Genomic DNA, 16,472 nt, shown 5'->3' with positions numbered 1-16,472 from the left:
TCGGGAGACTGTTTTTCCGTGCCGAAGTCCAGCCTCAGCGTCATCGTCGCCTTCGACGTCACAGAGCCGCACCTGCGCACCTGCCTCGACTCCCTGAGCGGGCAGGACCTCGGCGGCCGCGACGCCGAGATCGTCCTGGTCCCCGTCGCCGCCGACGGAGCCGGCCTCGCGGAGGAGCCCCGCGGCGTCGGGAGCGGCACCGCCGACACCGCCGACACCGCCGACACCGCCGACACCGCCGACAGTGACGGCGACAGCGCCGACAGCGCCGACGACGCCGGGGAAGGCGACGGCACCGCGGAGAGCGCCGACATCGACGAGGACGACGAGACCGAGGACGAATCGGTCGGCACCGCCCGTGCCGAGGGCGGCGCAATCGCAGCCGCCTTCGCCGCGGAGCCGCCCGCCGGCTGCACCGCCGTCCTGTTGGAGGAGCCGGCCGCCACCCGCGCCGCCGCCCGGGAGGCCGGCGCCGCGGCCGCCTCCGGCGAACTCCTGCTCTTCCTGGACGGGACCGACGCCCTCTCCTCCTACGCGCTCGACTACCTCGCCACCGCGCTGGAGGAGTCCGGCTCCCAGGTGGCGACCGGCAACGTCTACCGCTTCAACGACCTGGGTGCGCGGCCCTCGTCCGGGCACAAGCGCATCTTCGGCAAGGCCCGCACCGGTGTCGACGTGCACGCCACCTCGTCACTGCTCGCCGACCGGCTGTACGGCAACAAGCTGTGGCGCCGCTCCCTCTGGGAGTCGCTGCCCGCGCTCGGCCTCGACGACTCCGACGACGACCTCGCCGTCGCCCGGGCCCTCACCGCCGCCGACACCGTCGACGTGCTGCCCGCGCCGGTCCTGCTCCGCCGCGATTCCGAGACCGGCCGCACCCTCTCCGAGACCGGCGCGCTCACCGCCCGGCTCGCCGCGATCACCGCCGTGACCGACTCCCTCGACCCCGCCGACCGGGACCTGTGGGACGCCCGCACGCTGCGCAGCGACGTCCGCGAGATCCTGCTCGCGCTGGACGACGCCGACGCCACCGGGCGCGCCCGCTTCATGGCGTCGGTCGGTGCGCTGGTCGAGCGCACCGCGCCCGCGGTGCTCGAGCAGCTGGGCCCGCTGCACCGGCTCAACTACCACCTGGTGCGCACCGGCCAGGTCGAGCGGCTGCTGGAGACCGTCACCTTCCAGAAGAGCGTGGAGCTGAAGAAGGCGCCGGTCGTCCGCCGCGGCCTGCACTACTTCATCCGCTACCCGTTCTTCGAGGACGCCCAGGCCGGCATCCCGCGCGACGTCTACCGGCTCCGCACCGAGCTCAAGGTCCGGCAGAAGACCGAGCGGGTCGAGTGGCGCGGCGGCAAGCTCGTGGTCGGCGGCCGGGTCGGCATCCTCAACCTGCGGGCGGGCCGCCGCTGGCAGCAGCAGCTCGTCGCGTTCGCCGTCAACTCCGACACCGGCCGGCGCATCCCCGTCGGCGTCAAGGTGCTGCGCGCCGCCGAGTACCGGCTCGCCGACGTGCCCGACGCCGCGCGGCACGACTACGGCGGCTTCGAGATCACCGTCGACCCGGCCCGGCTGCGGCTGTCCGGCCAGTGGCGCGCCACCGAGTGGAAGCTCGAGCTCGTGGTGGTCAACCGCGGCATGGTCCGCCGCCGGATCGTCGCCAACCCGATCGCCGGCGCCGCGCAGCGGCCGCCGTACCGGCGGATGGCCGGCGACGTGTGGATCCGCCCGGAGTGGAACCGGGACAGCCACCTGTCCATCGCCGTCGAGCCGGTCCGCGCCCGGATCACCGGCCACCGCCTCGACACCGCGGCCCGGGGCCCGGAGCTGGAACTCGCCGGCGAGTTCGTCTCCCCGCCGGCGGCCGGCGCGCGCGCCCTGCGCCTCACCCGGCGGCCGGGCACCGCGGTGCGCGAGTACCCGCTGGAGACCTCCGGCGCCGGGTTCACCGTCGGCATCCCGGCCGCTGAACTGGCCGCCGCGGCCGTCGACGAGGGCCCCGGCCAGCTGCGCCAGGAGCTGTGGAGCGCCGCGCTCGTCGCGCCGGACGGCTCCGAGCTGCCGATCGTGCTGCCGGACGGTGTCGAGGCCGCCACGCACGCGGTCGGCGACGGGCAGCGCGAGGTCGCGGTGCAGCGCACCGGAACCGGCCACCTGCGGCTGCGCGCCGGCTGGGCGCACCCGGTCGTGGAGTCGGCCCGCTGGGACGGCGAGGAACTCGTGTTCAGCGGCCACTACGCCGCCGAATCGGCGATGCGTCCGGTGTTCAAGGCCCGGGGCCGCGACGAGGAGCACGCCGTCGCCGTCGAGCGGGACGGCACCGCGTTCACCGCACGGTTCCGGCCCACCGCGATCGAAACCCTCTCCGGAACGCTGCCGCTCTCCGCCGGCACCTACCAGCTCTGGGCGCGGGTGGACCTGCCCGGCGGCGGCACCCGCGACATCGGGGCCGAGTTCGACCCGGCCTTCGTGCGCAGCCTCCCCCTGCCGCTGGGGACCGACGAGCGCACGCTCACCTTCGAGGACTCCGGCTTCGACTCCCCGGTACTGCGCGTCGGCAGCGACCTGCGCCCGGACGAGCGCGGCTCCTTCGCCCAGCGGACGCTGCGCGAGACCGTATACCCGGCGCTGCGCGGCGAGCCGCTCGAAGAGGGCATCCTCTTCGACTCCTACACCGGCCGCCAGTTCTCCGACAGCCCGCACAGCATCTACGCCGAACTGCGCTCGCGCGGCGGCCGCTGGGCCGACTACCCGATGTCCTGGCTGGTCAAGGACGGCCAGGTCACGCTCCCCGGCGACCTCACCGCGGTGCGGCACAACGGCCGCGACTTCTACACCGCGCTCGCCCGCTCCCGCTACCTCGTCACCAACTCGCGCCAGCCCGCCTGGTTCGCCCGCCGCCCCGACCAGGTCGTCGTGCAGACCTGGCACGGGTCGATGCTGAAGCGGATCGGCTTCGACATCGAGAACATCCGGGGCAAGGCCCGCGACTACCACGACAAGCTGGCGTGGGAGACGAAGCAGTGGGACTACCTGGTCTCGCCGAGCCCGTGGGCGACGCCCATCCTGCGCCGCGCCTTCCGGTTCGACGGCGAGATCCTGGAGACCGGCTACCCGCGCAACGACATCTTCTTCTCGCCCGACAGGGAGGCGATCGCCGAGCGCACCCGGCGCGTGCTCGGGCTGCCCGAGGGCAAGAAGGTCGTGCTGTACGCGCCCACCTGGCGCGACGACAAGTACTACACCCGCGGCAAGCACAAGCTCGACCTCCACCTCGACCTGCAGCGGATGTACGAGAAGCTCGGCGACGACCACGTGCTCCTGGTGCGCCGCCACCCGCGCGTCGTCGACAGCGTGCCGATCGTGGGCCGCGACTTCGTCTACGACGTGTCGCTGTACCCGGAGATCATGGAGCTCTTCCTGATCACCGACGTACTGGTCACCGACTACTCGTCGATGATGTTCGACTTCGCCAACACCGGCCGGCCGATGCTCTTCTTCACCTACGACATCGAGGGCTACCGGGACAACCTGCGCGGGTTCTACTTCGACTTCGAGGAGACCGCGCCGGGCCCGCTGCTGCTGGAGTCCGACGACGTCATCGGCGCCCTGCAGGACATCGACTCGGTGGCCGCGGCGCACGCCGACACGTACCGGTCGTTCACCGAGCAGTTCTGCCCCCTCGACGACGGGCACGCCGCGCAGCGCGTCGTCGACCGGGTCTTCGGCAAGGACTGACGCACCGGGGTCCGTGCCGGTCCGGTGCGGGCCCCGCCGCCGCGCGCGGCGGCGGCCGGGATAGAGGAGCCTGCCCGCGGGGCCGACGGGTGCGGCTCTGCCGGGCCCGCGGGCGAGGGCAGGGGCGCGTGTGTGGGTGGCGTTCGTCGCGAAGCAGGGCGGTTGTCCACCCAACACGCCCTAGTCGCCGGCGGCCTGCTCCGCCGGGGCGGCGGGGGCGCTCGGCGCGGCGTCGGCGCCGCGGTCGGAGCGCACCTCCGCAGCGCTCTCCTGCACTGCGCGCGCGTCCTGAGGACCGGGCTGCCGCGGGGGCGCGGCCGGGTCCGGCCCCGCCGCACCAGGCTGCCCAGCGGGAGCCGGGACCTCTGCGGTGGCGGCCTCCCGCGCGGCGCGCATGATCGGCACCATGCGCTCGGCCGAGTTGATGGTGCGCAGGGTCTGCGTCGGGATCCGGCCGGTGAGTCCGATCCGCGCGTTGGTGGCGCGCACCGGCGACGCCACCTGCTCGCTGCCCGAGAAGTGCAGCTCGCGGGCGCCCGCCGCGATCAGTGCCGGCGTGTCCGCGGCTGTCACCCCGCCGCCCGGGAGCACGGTGATCCGGCCCGCGGCGGCCTCGACCAGCTGCGCGATGAGCGGGGCTCCGCGGCCGGCGGCGGCCTGGCCGCCGGAGGTGAGCACCCGGCGCACGCCGAGCGCGACCAGGTCCTCCAGCGCCGCGAACGGGTCCGGCGCGAAGTCGAAGGCCCGGTGGAAGGTGACCGGCAGGCCCGCCGCCGCGTCCACCAGCCGCTTGACGACGCCGGTGTCGACGGAGCCGTCCGCGGTGAGTGCGCCGGTGGCGATGCCGTCCGCGCCGGCCCGGGCGAACGCGCCCACGTCGTACTCCATGGCGGCGGCCTCGTGGTCGTCGTAGACGAAGTCGCCGGTGCGCGGCCGCACGATGGGGTGGACGCCGACCCGGGAGGTGGCGCGCATGACCGCGGCCAGCGTGCCCATGGACGGCGTGACGCCGCCCTCGGCGGCCGCGGCGACCACCTCCACCCGGTGCGCGCCGGCGCGCTCGGCGGTGACCGCACCGGCGGCGCCCTCCACGACGACCTCGAACTGCACCGCTTCGAACCGCGCCGCCTGCGCCACACCCGCTCCCTTCGCCGCGTACCGCACCCGCCTACCGGGCCCGCCGACCGGCCGCGCTGCCGGAGTGCAGAGCTGCCGGGCGGTCTCCTGCTGCCGACAGTGAACCATGGCGGGCGCCGCGGCTAGGGGAGCGCGGCCCGCCGTGTCCGATCCGGGTGGGACGATGGCCCGGTGATCGTCATCACCCGCTTCCGCATCGCCCCCGAGCGCGCCGCCGGCTTCACCGCGCGCGCCGAGGAGGCCGTCGCCGCCCTCGCTGCCCGCCCCGGCTTCACCGGCTCCCGGATCGGCCGCGCGGCCGACGACCCGGAACTGTGGACGGTGGTGACCGAGTGGGCGGGCGCCGGCCACTATCGGCGCGCGCTCGGCGACTTCCACGTCCGCGTCACCGCGGTCCCCCTGCTCAGCGAGGCGCTGGACGAGCCGAGCGCCTATGAGATCGTGTCCGGCCCCACGTGACGGGCATCGGAAAACGGTCGCACGCCCTCTGCGCCGGGCGTATCGTCGTTCGTGCACGTGAGAACCCCGGAGGCTGACGCCGGGTCGGCCCCGTGCGGCGCGCGGCGCCGCCGGCGCCGCGGATCGCGTGCGTCCACCGCAGGAGATTCGCCGATGAGCGAGATCCGCCGACCGCCAGCCGGATGGAGAGTCTGAGAGAAGATGGCCGCCAAGTCTGAGGCAATGGACAAGCTCGTCGCCCTCGCCAAGCGGCGGGGCCTGGTGTACCCCTCCAGCGAGATCTACGGTGGCCTCCGCGCCTCGTGGGACTACGGCCCGCTGGGTGTGGAGCTCAAGCAGAACATCAAGCGCCAGTGGTGGCGCTCCATGGTGCAGGAGCGCGGCGACATCGTCGGCCTCGACTCCAGCGTGATCCTCTCCCGCGAGGTGTGGGAGGCGTCCGGCCACGTCGAGGAGTTCGTCGACCCGCTGACCGAGTGCCAGTCCTGCCACAAGCGCTACCGCGCCGACCACCTCATCGAGGCCTACGCCGACAAGCACGGCCGCGAGCCGGAGAACGGCCTCGCCGACCTCGCCTGCGCGAACTGCGGCGCCAAGCACTCCTTCACCGAGCCGCGCCTCTTCAGCGGCCTGCTGCGCACCTTCCTGGGCGCCGTGCAGGACGACTCGGGCCTGGCCTACCTGCGCCCGGAGACCGCGCAGGGCATCTTCATCAACTACCTGAACGTGCAGCAGAGCTCGCGCAAGAAGATCCCGTTCGGCATCGGCCAGATCGGCAAGTCCTTCCGCAACGAGATCACGCCGGGCAACTTCATCTTCCGGACCCGCGAGTTCGAGCAGATGGAGATGGAGTTCTTCGTCAAGCCGGGCGAGGACGAAGAGTGGCACCAGTACTGGATCGACAACCGCATGGCGTGGTACCTCGACCTGGGTGTCGCCAAGGAGAACCTGCGGCTGTTCGAGCACCCCAAGGACAAGCTGGCGCACTACGCCAAGCGCACCGTCGACGTCGAGTACCGGTTCGGCTTCCAGGGCGGTGAGTGGGGCGAGCTGGAGGGCGTCGCCAACCGCACCGATTTCGACCTGAAGACGCACTCCGAGAAGTCCGGTGCCGACCTCTCCTTCTTCGACCAGGAGAACAACGAGCGCTACATCCCCTACGTCATCGAGCCCGCGGCCGGTGTCGACCGGATGATGCTGATGTTCATGCTGGACGCCTACCGCGAGGACGAGGCGCCCAACGCCAAGGGCAAGATGGACAAGCGCGTCGTCATGGCGCTCGACCCGCGCCTGTCTCCGGTCAAGGCCGCGGTGCTGCCGCTGTCCCGCAACTCCGACCTGTCGCCGAAGGCCCGCGACCTCGCCGCGCGGCTCCGCCGCCGGTGGAACGTCGACTTCGACGACGCGGGCGCGATCGGCCGCCGCTACCGCCGCCAGGACGAGGTGGGCACGCCGTACTGCATCACGGTCGACTTCGACACCCTTGAGGACGACGCGGTGACCGTGCGCGAGCGCGACACCATGTCCCAGGAGCGGGTGTCGCTGGACCGGGTGGAGACCTACCTGTTCGAGCGCCTGCCGATGTAGCCGCCGGAGTGGCACGCAGAGTGTCCGGGCCCGGAGCGGAATCCGCTCCGGGCCCGCTGCTGTCTGCAGGGCCGCTGGCGGGGCGGAGCCGTCAGCGGAAGTAGAGAGGCGGCCGGACCCGGGGGGATATGGTCTCCGGCCGCCTCCGCGATCGGTTCCTCCGACGCACACGTCAAGAAGAACCGGTTCTCAAGCTAGACCCATCGCGGGCGCCGGGTAAGGGGTTTCGTCCGCCCCGTCCGTTCGCGTAAGCGAATCGTGACTCGCGGGGAACCGTCCCCGCCTGCCTGCCGCGGTGTCCCGGGGGCGTTCCACTGCAACGCGTTCCGGTCCGCAGTCCGCACCGGACCGATGCCTAGGGCTGCTAGGGTTCATGACCCCTAGAGGATCTAGGTAGGGAAGGGCGCATGCACATCGAGAAGGACCTCGTCGCGGCTTCCGCCACGCCGCTGGTGCTGGGGATCCTGGCCGAAGGGGAGTCCTACGGCTACGCGATCGTCAAGCGGGTTGGCGAGCTCTCCGGCGGCCGGATGCAGTGGACCGACGGAATGCTCTACCCGCTGCTGCACCGGCTGGAGCGGAACGGGCTCGTCCGGTCGTCCTGGGCGGTCTCCGCGGCCGGGCGGCGCCGCAAGCACTACGCGATCACCGGCGAGGGCCTGGCAGCGCTGGCCGAGCGGCGGGAGCAGTGGAGCGTGGTGGCGGAGGCGCTCCGCCAGGTGTGGGGCGGTGTGCTCCCGGCGCTGCCCCCGTTCCCCGGGCCCGCGCCGGCCGGAGGTGCGGCGTGACGGGGCAACTGGAGGAGCAGATCGGCCAGTGGCGCGGCTTCGTCAGCCGGCGCCCGGCCATCTCCGCCGAGGACGCGGCGGAGATGGAGGACCACCTGCGCGAGCGGATCGCGGAGCTGGAGGCCACCGGCCTCGACGGCGACGAGGCGTTCCTGGTGGCGGTCAAGCGGATGGGCCGCCTGGACGAGGTCTCCCGGGAGTTCGCGCGCGAGCACTCGCACCGGCTGTGGAAGCAGCTGGTGCTGGTGCCCGGCGGGGACGGCGGCAGCGGTACCGGCGGGCGGGAGCGGCTGCGCGAGCTCGGCGTGCTGCTCGCCTTCTCCCTCGCCGCGGGGATCGCGGTCAAGGTGCTGTTCGCCGTCGCAGAAGCCGGAGGCGGAGCGTCGCTGCACAACCTGCCGCTGGCGATCCTGGCGTTCCTGGCGGGCTGGTTCGCCTGGAAGCGGCAGGTGCCCCTGGCGGTCGGCGCGGTGACCGCCGGCGTCGCGGCGGTGCCGGTCCTCGCCGCCAACCTGTACCCGTTCACCGGCGGCTTCGGGCCCGGTGAGATGCCGGCGATGACGGCCGTGCTCGCCTACACCCACGTTCCGGTCCTGCTCTGCCTGCTGGTGGGGGTGTTCTACACCGGCGGCGAGTGGCGCTCGCACCCGCGGCGGATGGACTTCGTGCGGTTCGGCGGCGAACTGGTGATGTACCTGGTGCTGATCTCGCTGGGTGCGAACGTCCTGCTGGGGCTGACCATGGGCGTGGCGGCGCTCGCCGGCGTCGACTTCTCCCCGGTCGTGCTGGACTGGCTGCTGCCGTTCGGCCTGCCTGGAGCGCTGCTGGTCGCCGCGTGGCTGGTGGAGGCGAAGAAGAGCGTGGTGGAGAACATCGCGCCGGTCCTCACCCGCGTGTTCACGCCGCTGGCGCTGGCGATGCTGGTCGCCGACTTCGGTGTGCTGCTGGTGAACGGCCCGCTGACCACGGTCGACCGCGAGCTGCTCATCCTGATGGACGCGATCCTGGTGCTGGTCCTGTTCCTGCTGCTGTACTCGATCTCGGCCCGCGAGCCGCTGGAGCGGCCGGGGATCTTCGACCGGCTCCAGCTGGCGCTGGTCGGCGCGGCGCTCGCGGTGGACGCGCTCGCCCTGGCCGCGATGCTGACGCGGATCGCCGAGTTCGGCTTCACCGCGAACAAGACGGCCGCGCTGGGCCTCAACCTCATCCTGCTGGTGCACCTGGCGTGGTCGGCGGTGCTGCTCTGGGGGTTTGTGCGCGGGAGGCGGCCGTTCGCGGCGCTTGAGCGCCTGCAGACGGCCTACCTGCCGGTCTATGCGGTCTGGGCGGCGGTCGTCGTGCTGGTCTTCCCGCCGCTGTTCGGCTTCGCCTGACTGCCGGCCGGGGGCGCCCGGCGGGCCCGCTCCGCGGTCCGGCCGGGCGTCACGCCTGGGTGTAGACCACCATGGAGACCGCGATGTAGTGGCACACGTAGGCGGCGATGGTGAGCGAGTGGAACACCTCGTGGAAGCCGAACCACCTGGGTGCCGGGTCGGGGCGCTTGAGGCCGTAGACGACGGCGCCGGCGCTGTAGAGCAGCCCTCCGGCCAGGATGAGGATCCAGGTGGCCGGGTGGGTGCCGGTGACGAGGTCGGGGATGAACAGCACCGCGACCCAGCCGATCGCCAGGTAGAGGCCGGTGGACAGCCAGCGCGGCGCACCCACCCAGAACACCTTGAACAGTACGCCGGCGAGTGCGCCGCCCCAGATCAGCGCCATCATCGCGGTGCGCAGGGCGCCGTCCAGGACCAGCGCGACGAACGGCGTGTAGGTGCCCGCGATGATCAGGTAGATGTTGGCGTGGTCCATCCGGCGCAGCACCGCGACGGCCTTCTTCGACCACCGGCCGACGTGGTAGACGGCCGAGGTGCTGAACAGCAGTACCGAGGTGAGCGCGTAGACCGCGCTGACGGCCCGCGCCGGCCCGGTCGGCGCCAGCGCGATGAGGACGATGCCGGCGGCCAGCGCCAGCGGCGCGGTGCCCAGGTGCAGCCAGCCGCGGAGCTTCGGCTTCACGGCTTCGAGGAAGTCGGCGGCGAACTCGCCTGCCGCGCCGGCCGCCGAGGCGGCCAGCCCGGCGGCGGACTCGCCGGTGCCGCCAGTGCCGCTGCCTCGGCTGCCGCCGGTGCCGCCGGGGTCTGCGGCGGGGCCGGACGTGCTGGTCGTGCCGGCGCGGCCCGGCGCGGGTGCCGGGTCTTCGGGGGGCTCGGGTTCGCGGTTGCGGTGCGCGGTCACGTTGCTTCTCCGTGGGTGTCGGCGGCAGGGGCCGGGACGGAGCGCGTCGCGGGGGCGGCGTGACCCCCGGCCGCGTCCGACTCTACCTACGGCACCGTAGGTTACTTGACGGTAATGGTGTGGGTCTGCGCACAGGGGGAGGGCGCGGCGGTCCCCCCGTGCCTGCTGGGGCCGGTGGGCGGCGCCCGGCCGCCCCGTGATTGGTCTGTTCGGGGGATGCGGCCCAGGGAATCGGCTGCGCGTGCTGCTACCGTTCTGCCACACGTCTCCGACGTGCTGATCGCCGACGATCGCCGACCTGCGCCATCCCCTCTCGCTATTTTTCGGACTGGGGGACGTCTACCCTTCCAGAACCATTGGTCTAAACCACTGAAAATGCGATGGCCAGGGGAGACGGGGGTAGAACCAGGAAGTCGAAGGCCGTTGGTGGTCACCGGGTGGTCCCTGTGCCGCCGGAGAACCGAAGTAGTGCTCTTGCGTTCCCGTCGAAGGAGCTTGCGGTGCCGACGTACGTTTACGAGTTCAGCGAAGGCAACAAGGATCAGAAGGACCTGCTGGGCGGTAAAGGCGCCAATCTGGCGGAGATGACCAACCTGGGGCTGCCCGTCCCGCCCGGATTCACCATCACCACCGAGGCGTGCCGCGCCTACCTCGCCGACGGCGCCATGCCCGCCGGCCTCGAAGAGCAGGTCGAGGAGAAGCTGCGCGCCCTCGAAGCCGCCATGGGCAAGAAGCTCGGCGCCCCCGGCGACCCGCTGCTGGTCAGTGTGCGCTCCGGCGCCAAGTTCTCGATGCCCGGAATGATGGAGACCGTCCTCAACATCGGACTGAGCGACGCCTCCGTGCGGGGACTGGCGGCCCAGTCCGGCGACGAGCGCTTCGCCTGGGACTCCTACCGGCGCCTCATCCAGATGTTCGGCAAGACCGTGCAGGGCATCGACGGCGAACTGTTCGAGGACGCCGTCGAGCAGGCCAAGGAGGCCAAGGGCGTCCGCAACGACCTGGACCTGGACGCGGAGGACTTCCGCCGGCTCGTCAGCGCCTTCAAGGACATCGTCGCCGACCGCACCGGCGCGCCGTTCCCGGACGATCCGCGCGAGCAGATGATCCAGGCCGTCCGCGCCGTCTTCGAGTCGTGGAACGCGCCGCGCGCCGCCCTCTACCGCCGCCAGGAGCGCATCCCCGCAGACCTCGGCACCGCGGTCAACATCTGCACCATGGTCTTCGGCAACCTCGGTATGGACTCCGGCACCGGGGTCGCCTTCACCCGCGACCCCGCCAGCGGCCGCCAGGGCGTCTACGGCGACTACCTGCAGAACGCCCAGGGCGAGGACGTCGTCGCCGGCATCCGCAACACCGTTCCGCTCGCGGACCTGGAGCAGATCGACGCCGAGTCCTACCGCACGCTGCTCGGCATCATGGAGACCCTGGAGAACCACTACCGGGACCTCTGCGACATCGAGTTCACCATCGAGCGCGGCACCCTGTGGATGCTGCAGACCCGCGTCGGCAAGCGCACCGCGGCCGCCGCCTTCCGCATCGCCGACCAGCTCGTCGAGCAGGGCATGATCACCCGCGAGGAGGCGCTCACCCGGGTGACCGGCGACCGCCTCGCGCAGCTGATGTTCCCGCGCTTCGACGAGAAGGCCGAGCGCGACCGGCTGGGCCGCGGCATGAACGCCTCGCCCGGCGCCGCGGTCGGCCGCGCCGTCTTCGACTCCTACACCGCGGTGAAGTGGTCGCGCAGCGGCGAGCCGGTGATCCTCTGCCGCCGCGAGACCAACCCCGACGACCTCGAAGGCATGATCGCTGCCCGCGGCATCCTCACCAGCCGCGGCGGAAAGACCTCCCATGCCGCCGTCGTCGCCCGCGGTATGGGCAAGACCTGCGTCTGCGGCGCCGAAGAGCTCGACATCGACACCAAGAACCGGCGGCTCACCGCGCCCGGCGGCCGGGTGGTGGAGGAGGGCGGCCTCATCTCCATCGACGGCAGCACCGGCGAGGTGTTCCTCGGCGAGGTGCCGGTCGTCGACTCCCCGGTCGTGCAGTACTTCGACGGAGGACTCGCCCCCGGCGAGGCCACCGCCGACGACCTCGTCGGCGCCGTCGACCGGATCATGGCCACCGCCGACGCCGCCCGCACCCTGGGGGTGCGCGCCAACGCCGACACTCCGGAGGACTCCGCCCGCTCCCGCCGGATGGGTGCCCAGGGCGTCGGCCTCTGCCGCACCGAGCACATGTTCCTCGGCGACCGCAGACCCCTGGTCGAGCGGCTCATCCTGGCCGACACCGCCGCCGAGCGGGACGGGGCCCTGGAGGCCCTGCTGCCGCTGCAGCGGGACGATTTCGCCGGCCTGTTCGGCGCCATGGGCGGACTTCCGGTCACCGTGCGCCTGCTCGACCCGCCGCTGCACGAGTTTCTGCCCGACATCACCGAGCTGTCGGTGCGGGTGGCGGTCGCCGAGTCGCGCGGCGAGGAGAACGAGAACGACCTGCGGCTGCTGCAGGCGGTGCACCGGCTGCACGAGCAGAACCCGATGCTGGGCCTGCGCGGCGTGCGGCTGGGCCTGGTCGTCCCGGGCCTGTTCACCATGCAGGTGCGCGCCATCGCCGAGGCGGCCGCCGACTGCATCGAGGCCGGCGGCGACCCCTGCCCGGAGGTCATGATCCCGCTGGTGGGCACCGTCCAGGAGCTGGAGATCATCCGCGACGAGGCCGACCGGGTGCTGTCCGAGGTCGCCGCGGCCCGCGGTGTGGCGCTGGACTTCCCGGTCGGCACCATGATCGAGCTGCCGCGCGCCGCGCTGACCGCTGGCGAGATCGCGCAGAGCGCGGCATTCTTCTCCTTCGGCACCAACGACCTCACGCAGACCGTGTGGGGCTTCTCCCGCGACGATGTGGAGGCGTCCTTCTTCTCCGCCTACCTGGAGCGCGGTGTGTTCGGCGTCTCGCCGTTCGAGACGCTGGACACCGAGGGTGTGGGGCGGCTGGTGCAGATCGCCGCGGACGAGGGCCGCGCGGCGCGGCCCGGCCTCAAGCTCGGCGTCTGCGGCGAGCACGGCGGCGACCCCGCGTCGGTCCACTTCTTCCACGCGGTGGGGCTGGACTACGTATCCTGCTCACCGTTCCGGGTGCCGGTGGCCCGCCTGGAGGCGGGGCGGGCGGCGGTGCTGGACCGCTCCTGACCCCTGCGCCTGCTGCTGCGCAGCGCTGCGGGCGGCCGCCGGCCGCCCGCAGCGCTGCGTCCGCACCCCGGCAGCGGTCAGCGCTCCGATTCACACCGCAAAACGTCTGCTTGTGATCAATCTGTGATATAGAGTTGCCCTGGCTGGGGCGATCATGCTCGTCCGCGGCCGTTCCTCGCCGCACGCTGGCCCTTTCCGCTGCCCCGCCGCTCCACCGCCGCCGAGCTCCGCCGAGCCCGCCGCCGGCCCGGACGGCCCCGCCGCGGGGGTGGGCTATCGTCAGGCGCATCGGCAGCCGAGGCAGTGGTGACCCCGGGGGTGAACAGTGCGGACAACGGATGACGGCAGCGGACCGCAGCGCGGCGCGGGCCGTTCCCACGCCGCCGACGACGACGGCCGCACCCGGGTCTTCGGCCCCTCTGATCGGACCGGCTCCGCGCCGGCCGACGGCGGCGCCGACGCCACCCGCGTATTCACCCGGCCCGCCGGGGGCGGCCGCGGCGACTCCGGCTACGGCGACCCGGACTCCGCGCCCTTCGACGACCTGGACGATCTGGACGACCTCGACCCGGACCCCCCGCGCCGCCCGCCCCGCCGCGGACCGCGCCCCGCACCGCCGCGGCGCCGCCGCCCGCGGTTCTCCCTGGGCCGCATCATCGCGCTGCTGCTCCTCGTCGCGATCGCCGTGCCGCCTGCCACCTGGGGCTGGGTCTGGTGGACCGCGCGCCAGGACCAGCGGCCCGCCTCCGACGCCATCGTGGTGCTCGGCGCCAGCCAGTACAACGGCGTCCCCTCGCCGATCTTCGAGGCGCGCCTCCACCACGCCGCCGACCTCTACCAGGCCGGCGCGGCGCCGGCCATCGTCACCGTCGGCGGCAACCAGCCCGGCGACAACTTCACCGAGGGCGGCGCCGGCCGGGACTGGCTCATCGCCCACGGTGTGCCCGCCGAGTCGGTCGTCGCCGTGGAGAAGGGCAGCAACACGCTGCGCAGCGTGGAGGCGGCCGAAGAGGTGTTCCAGGGCAACGGCTGGAGCAGCACCATCATCGTCACCGACCCCTGGCACAGCCTGCGTTCCCGGATCATGGCCGAGGACGCCGGAATCGAGGAGGCCGCCACCTCGCCGGTCCGGTCCGGCCCCGCCGTCATCGAGCGCGAGACCCAGCTCTGGTACATCACCCGGGAGACCGGATCGCTCTGGTACTACTGGATCTTCGGCGACAGCGACGAGGCCCGCGAGGACTTCGGCGACACCGACGCCGCCTGATGCGCGCCCCCGGCTACACCGGCCACGACCGCGAGCGCTTCGCTCCGGAGCCGCCCAAGCGGCGCGGCCGCGGCGACTTCGAGCGGGACCGGGCGCGCGTACTGCACAGCTACGCGCTGCGCCGCCTCGCCGCGAAGACCCAGGTGCTGCAGCCCGGCGCCGACGACTTCCCGCGCACCCGGCTCACCCACTCGCTGGAGTGCGCCCAGATCGGCCGCGAACTCGGCGGCGCGCTCGGCTGCGACCCCGACCTCGTCGAGGCCGCCTGCCTCAGCCACGACCTGGGCCACCCGCCGTTCGGGCACAACGGCGAGCGGGCGCTGGACAGCGCTGCGGCCGCCTGCGGCGGGTTCGAGGGCAACGCGCAGAGCCTGCGCATCCTCACCCGCCTCGAAGGCAAGGTGCTCGGCCCCGGCGGCGGCAGTGCCGGCCTCAACCTGACCCGCGCCGTGCTCGACGCCACCGTGAAGTACCCGTGGACCCGCGACGCCGCCGGCCCGGGGGAGGACGCCCCGGTCAAGTTCAATTGCTACCCGGATGACACGGCAGTCTTCGACTGGCTGCGCACCCCGGCGCCGGGCGCCCCCGCCCACCCGGGCACCAGCTTCGAGTCGCAGGTCATGGACTGGGCCGACGACGTCGCCTACTCGGTGCACGACCTCGAGGACGGGCTGTTCTCCGGGATGGTCCGGCCCGAGGCGCTGCACGACCCGGCCGAGCGCGCCGCCGTCGCCGCGGTCGCGAGCCGCCGCTACACCGGCGCGCCGCCGGAGGAGGTGGCCGAGGTGTTCGCCGCGCTCACCGCCGAGCCGTTCTGGCCGCGCGCGTTCGACGGCGGCACCGCATCGCTGGCCGCGCTGAAGAACCTCACCAGCGAGCTGATCGGCCGGTTCTGCCGTGCCGCCGAGCAGGAGACCCGCCGGAGGCACGGCCCCGGTCCGCTCACCCGCTACGGCGCCGGCCTGGCGGTGCCGCGCCGGGCGCTGCTGGAGTGCGCAGCGCTCAAGGCGGTCGCGGCGCACTACGTGATGGGCCGGGACGAGGCCGTCGCCTACCAGGCCCGCGAGCGCACCCTGGTCGCGGAGCTGGTAGCCGCCGTCCGCGACGGTGCCCCGCGAACCCTGGAGCCGCCGTTCCGCGCGGCCTTCGCGGCGGCCGCCGACGATGCTGCGGCCCTCCGTGTCGCGGTCGACCAGGTCGCCTCGCTCACCGACACCAGCGCCCGCGCCTGGCACGACCGCCTGGTCTGAGCGCACGCGGTGCCCCTTCGCTCCCGGGCCGCCGGAGGCTCCCGCTTCCGCCGCCGCTGCGCGGCTGCGGTCCGGGCCCGGACCGCGCCTGGAGCCGTGCTGCCGCGGTCGGTCGGAAGCCTCCCGGGCCCCGCGGGCGGAGCGGCCGGTGCTGTTCGGGGGCTGCCCCGCGGCCGGGGCGCCCCTCCGTGCGGGGAGCGGGTGAGCTCCGGTCTCTCCCGGTCCGCCGGCGCCTCTGCCGCTTCGGCCGATCGGCGGCGTAGGCCGGCGTGCGCCTGCACCGCGGTCGGCACTGCCACCGGGCGGCGGGGGCTTTCCCCGTGCGGCCCGCACCTGGCGCGCGCTCGCCGCCGCGCTCCTCTGACCACTGCCCGCAGCAGCCCGCGCCGGCTGCAGGGTCCGGCAGAAGCTCCGCGGTCTGCCGCCGGCGGCAGACCGCGGCGGCTGAGGAGCTCCGGACGGTTCCGCCGGCGCTGCCGTGCTCGGCGCCCCGGCGGGGGCCGCGGGTGCGGGCCGGAGGGTTTCGGCAGCCGGCGCGGGCGGACCGGATCGGCGGCGCCGAGCGGCGAGGCCGTCGCGGGCGGCGTTCGCACCGGAAACCGGGCTCCGGCGGATGCGGTACCGGAGGTCCCGCAGGGTCCCTTGCGGGGTGCCGCCCCCGGTGGCCGGAGGGGCGCGGCGGCTGGCTGACTTCCGGCCGCGATGCGGCGGTGCCGGCGGCCGGGGGCAGGCGGGTTTCGGCAGGCGGTGCGGGCTGTCCGGTTCCGCGGGCGGGTGCACGGCGGGATGCGGA

The 16,472-nt window shown here is 73.5% G+C and carries 10 protein-coding genes; 8 read left to right on the top strand and 2 right to left on the bottom strand.

Features of this window, described 5'->3' with window-relative positions; all coding sequences use genetic code 11:
• Positions 1-18 precede the first annotated feature (18 nt).
• Positions 19-3,732 carry a CDP-glycerol glycerophosphotransferase family protein gene (locus ACYVGT_RS09925; protein WP_460856284.1) on the top strand — a complete coding sequence of 1,238 codons (3,714 nt, stop codon included), beginning with the start codon at positions 19-21 and terminating at the stop codon, positions 3,730-3,732.
• Between the two features lie 180 nt (positions 3,733-3,912).
• On the opposite strand, the gene ACYVGT_RS09920 is transcribed toward ACYVGT_RS09925, so the two are convergent.
• On the bottom strand, positions 3,913-4,869 hold the full coding sequence (locus ACYVGT_RS09920; RefSeq protein ID WP_460856282.1) for a copper homeostasis protein CutC: 957 nt from the start codon (positions 4,867-4,869) through the stop codon (positions 3,913-3,915).
• A gap of 171 nt (positions 4,870-5,040) precedes the next feature.
• Between ACYVGT_RS09920 and ACYVGT_RS09915 the strand changes: the two genes are divergently transcribed.
• The 4 genes from ACYVGT_RS09915 to ACYVGT_RS09900 all read left to right on the top strand — a co-directional run bounded on the left by ACYVGT_RS09915 (position 5,041) and on the right by ACYVGT_RS09900 (position 9,076).
• The gene (locus ACYVGT_RS09915) at positions 5,041-5,328 is read left to right on the top strand and encodes an antibiotic biosynthesis monooxygenase (RefSeq protein WP_460856280.1); all 288 of its coding nucleotides are present in this window, start codon (positions 5,041-5,043) and stop codon (positions 5,326-5,328) included.
• A 201-nt stretch (positions 5,329-5,529) separates the two neighbouring features.
• Positions 5,530-6,915 (top strand): glycine--tRNA ligase, encoded by a 1,386-nt coding sequence (locus ACYVGT_RS09910; protein WP_460856277.1) that lies wholly within the window; start codon positions 5,530-5,532, stop codon positions 6,913-6,915.
• Positions 6,916-7,322: 407 nt separating this feature from the next.
• Entirely contained in the window at positions 7,323-7,703 is a 381-nt protein-coding gene (locus ACYVGT_RS09905) for a PadR family transcriptional regulator (protein ID WP_460856275.1), read from the top strand.
• A complete protein-coding gene (locus ACYVGT_RS09900; RefSeq protein WP_460856273.1) occupies positions 7,700-9,076 on the top strand; it encodes a permease prefix domain 1-containing protein in 1,377 nt (458 codons plus the stop codon). The genes ACYVGT_RS09905 and ACYVGT_RS09900 overlap by 4 nt, the downstream gene beginning before the upstream one ends.
• 49 nt (positions 9,077-9,125) lie before the next feature.
• On the opposite strand, the gene trhA is transcribed toward ACYVGT_RS09900, so the two are convergent.
• Positions 9,126-9,815: a PAQR family membrane homeostasis protein TrhA gene (gene trhA, locus ACYVGT_RS09895; protein WP_460856515.1), complete on the bottom strand. Its 690-nt coding sequence runs from the start codon at positions 9,813-9,815 to the stop codon at positions 9,126-9,128.
• 662 nt (positions 9,816-10,477) lie between these two features.
• Here trhA and ppdK point away from each other — a divergent pair.
• From ppdK to ACYVGT_RS09880, 3 genes are all read left to right on the top strand, one after another.
• On the top strand, positions 10,478-13,162 hold the full coding sequence (gene ppdK, locus ACYVGT_RS09890; protein ID WP_460856271.1) for a pyruvate, phosphate dikinase: 2,685 nt from the start codon (positions 10,478-10,480) through the stop codon (positions 13,160-13,162).
• Between the two features lie 325 nt (positions 13,163-13,487).
• Positions 13,488-14,429 (top strand): YdcF family protein, encoded by a 942-nt coding sequence (locus ACYVGT_RS09885; RefSeq protein WP_460856269.1) that lies wholly within the window; start codon positions 13,488-13,490, stop codon positions 14,427-14,429.
• A complete protein-coding gene (locus ACYVGT_RS09880; protein WP_460856267.1) occupies positions 14,429-15,679 on the top strand; it encodes a deoxyguanosinetriphosphate triphosphohydrolase in 1,251 nt (416 codons plus the stop codon). Before ACYVGT_RS09885 ends, ACYVGT_RS09880 begins: the two co-directional genes overlap by 1 nt.
• The last annotated feature ends 793 nt before the right edge of the window (positions 15,680-16,472 follow it).

The organism is Nocardiopsis coralliicola (assembly GCF_054779695.1).
The sequence above is the reverse complement of the archived record's forward strand: the minus strand, read 5'-3'. Positions and strand labels throughout refer to the sequence as shown.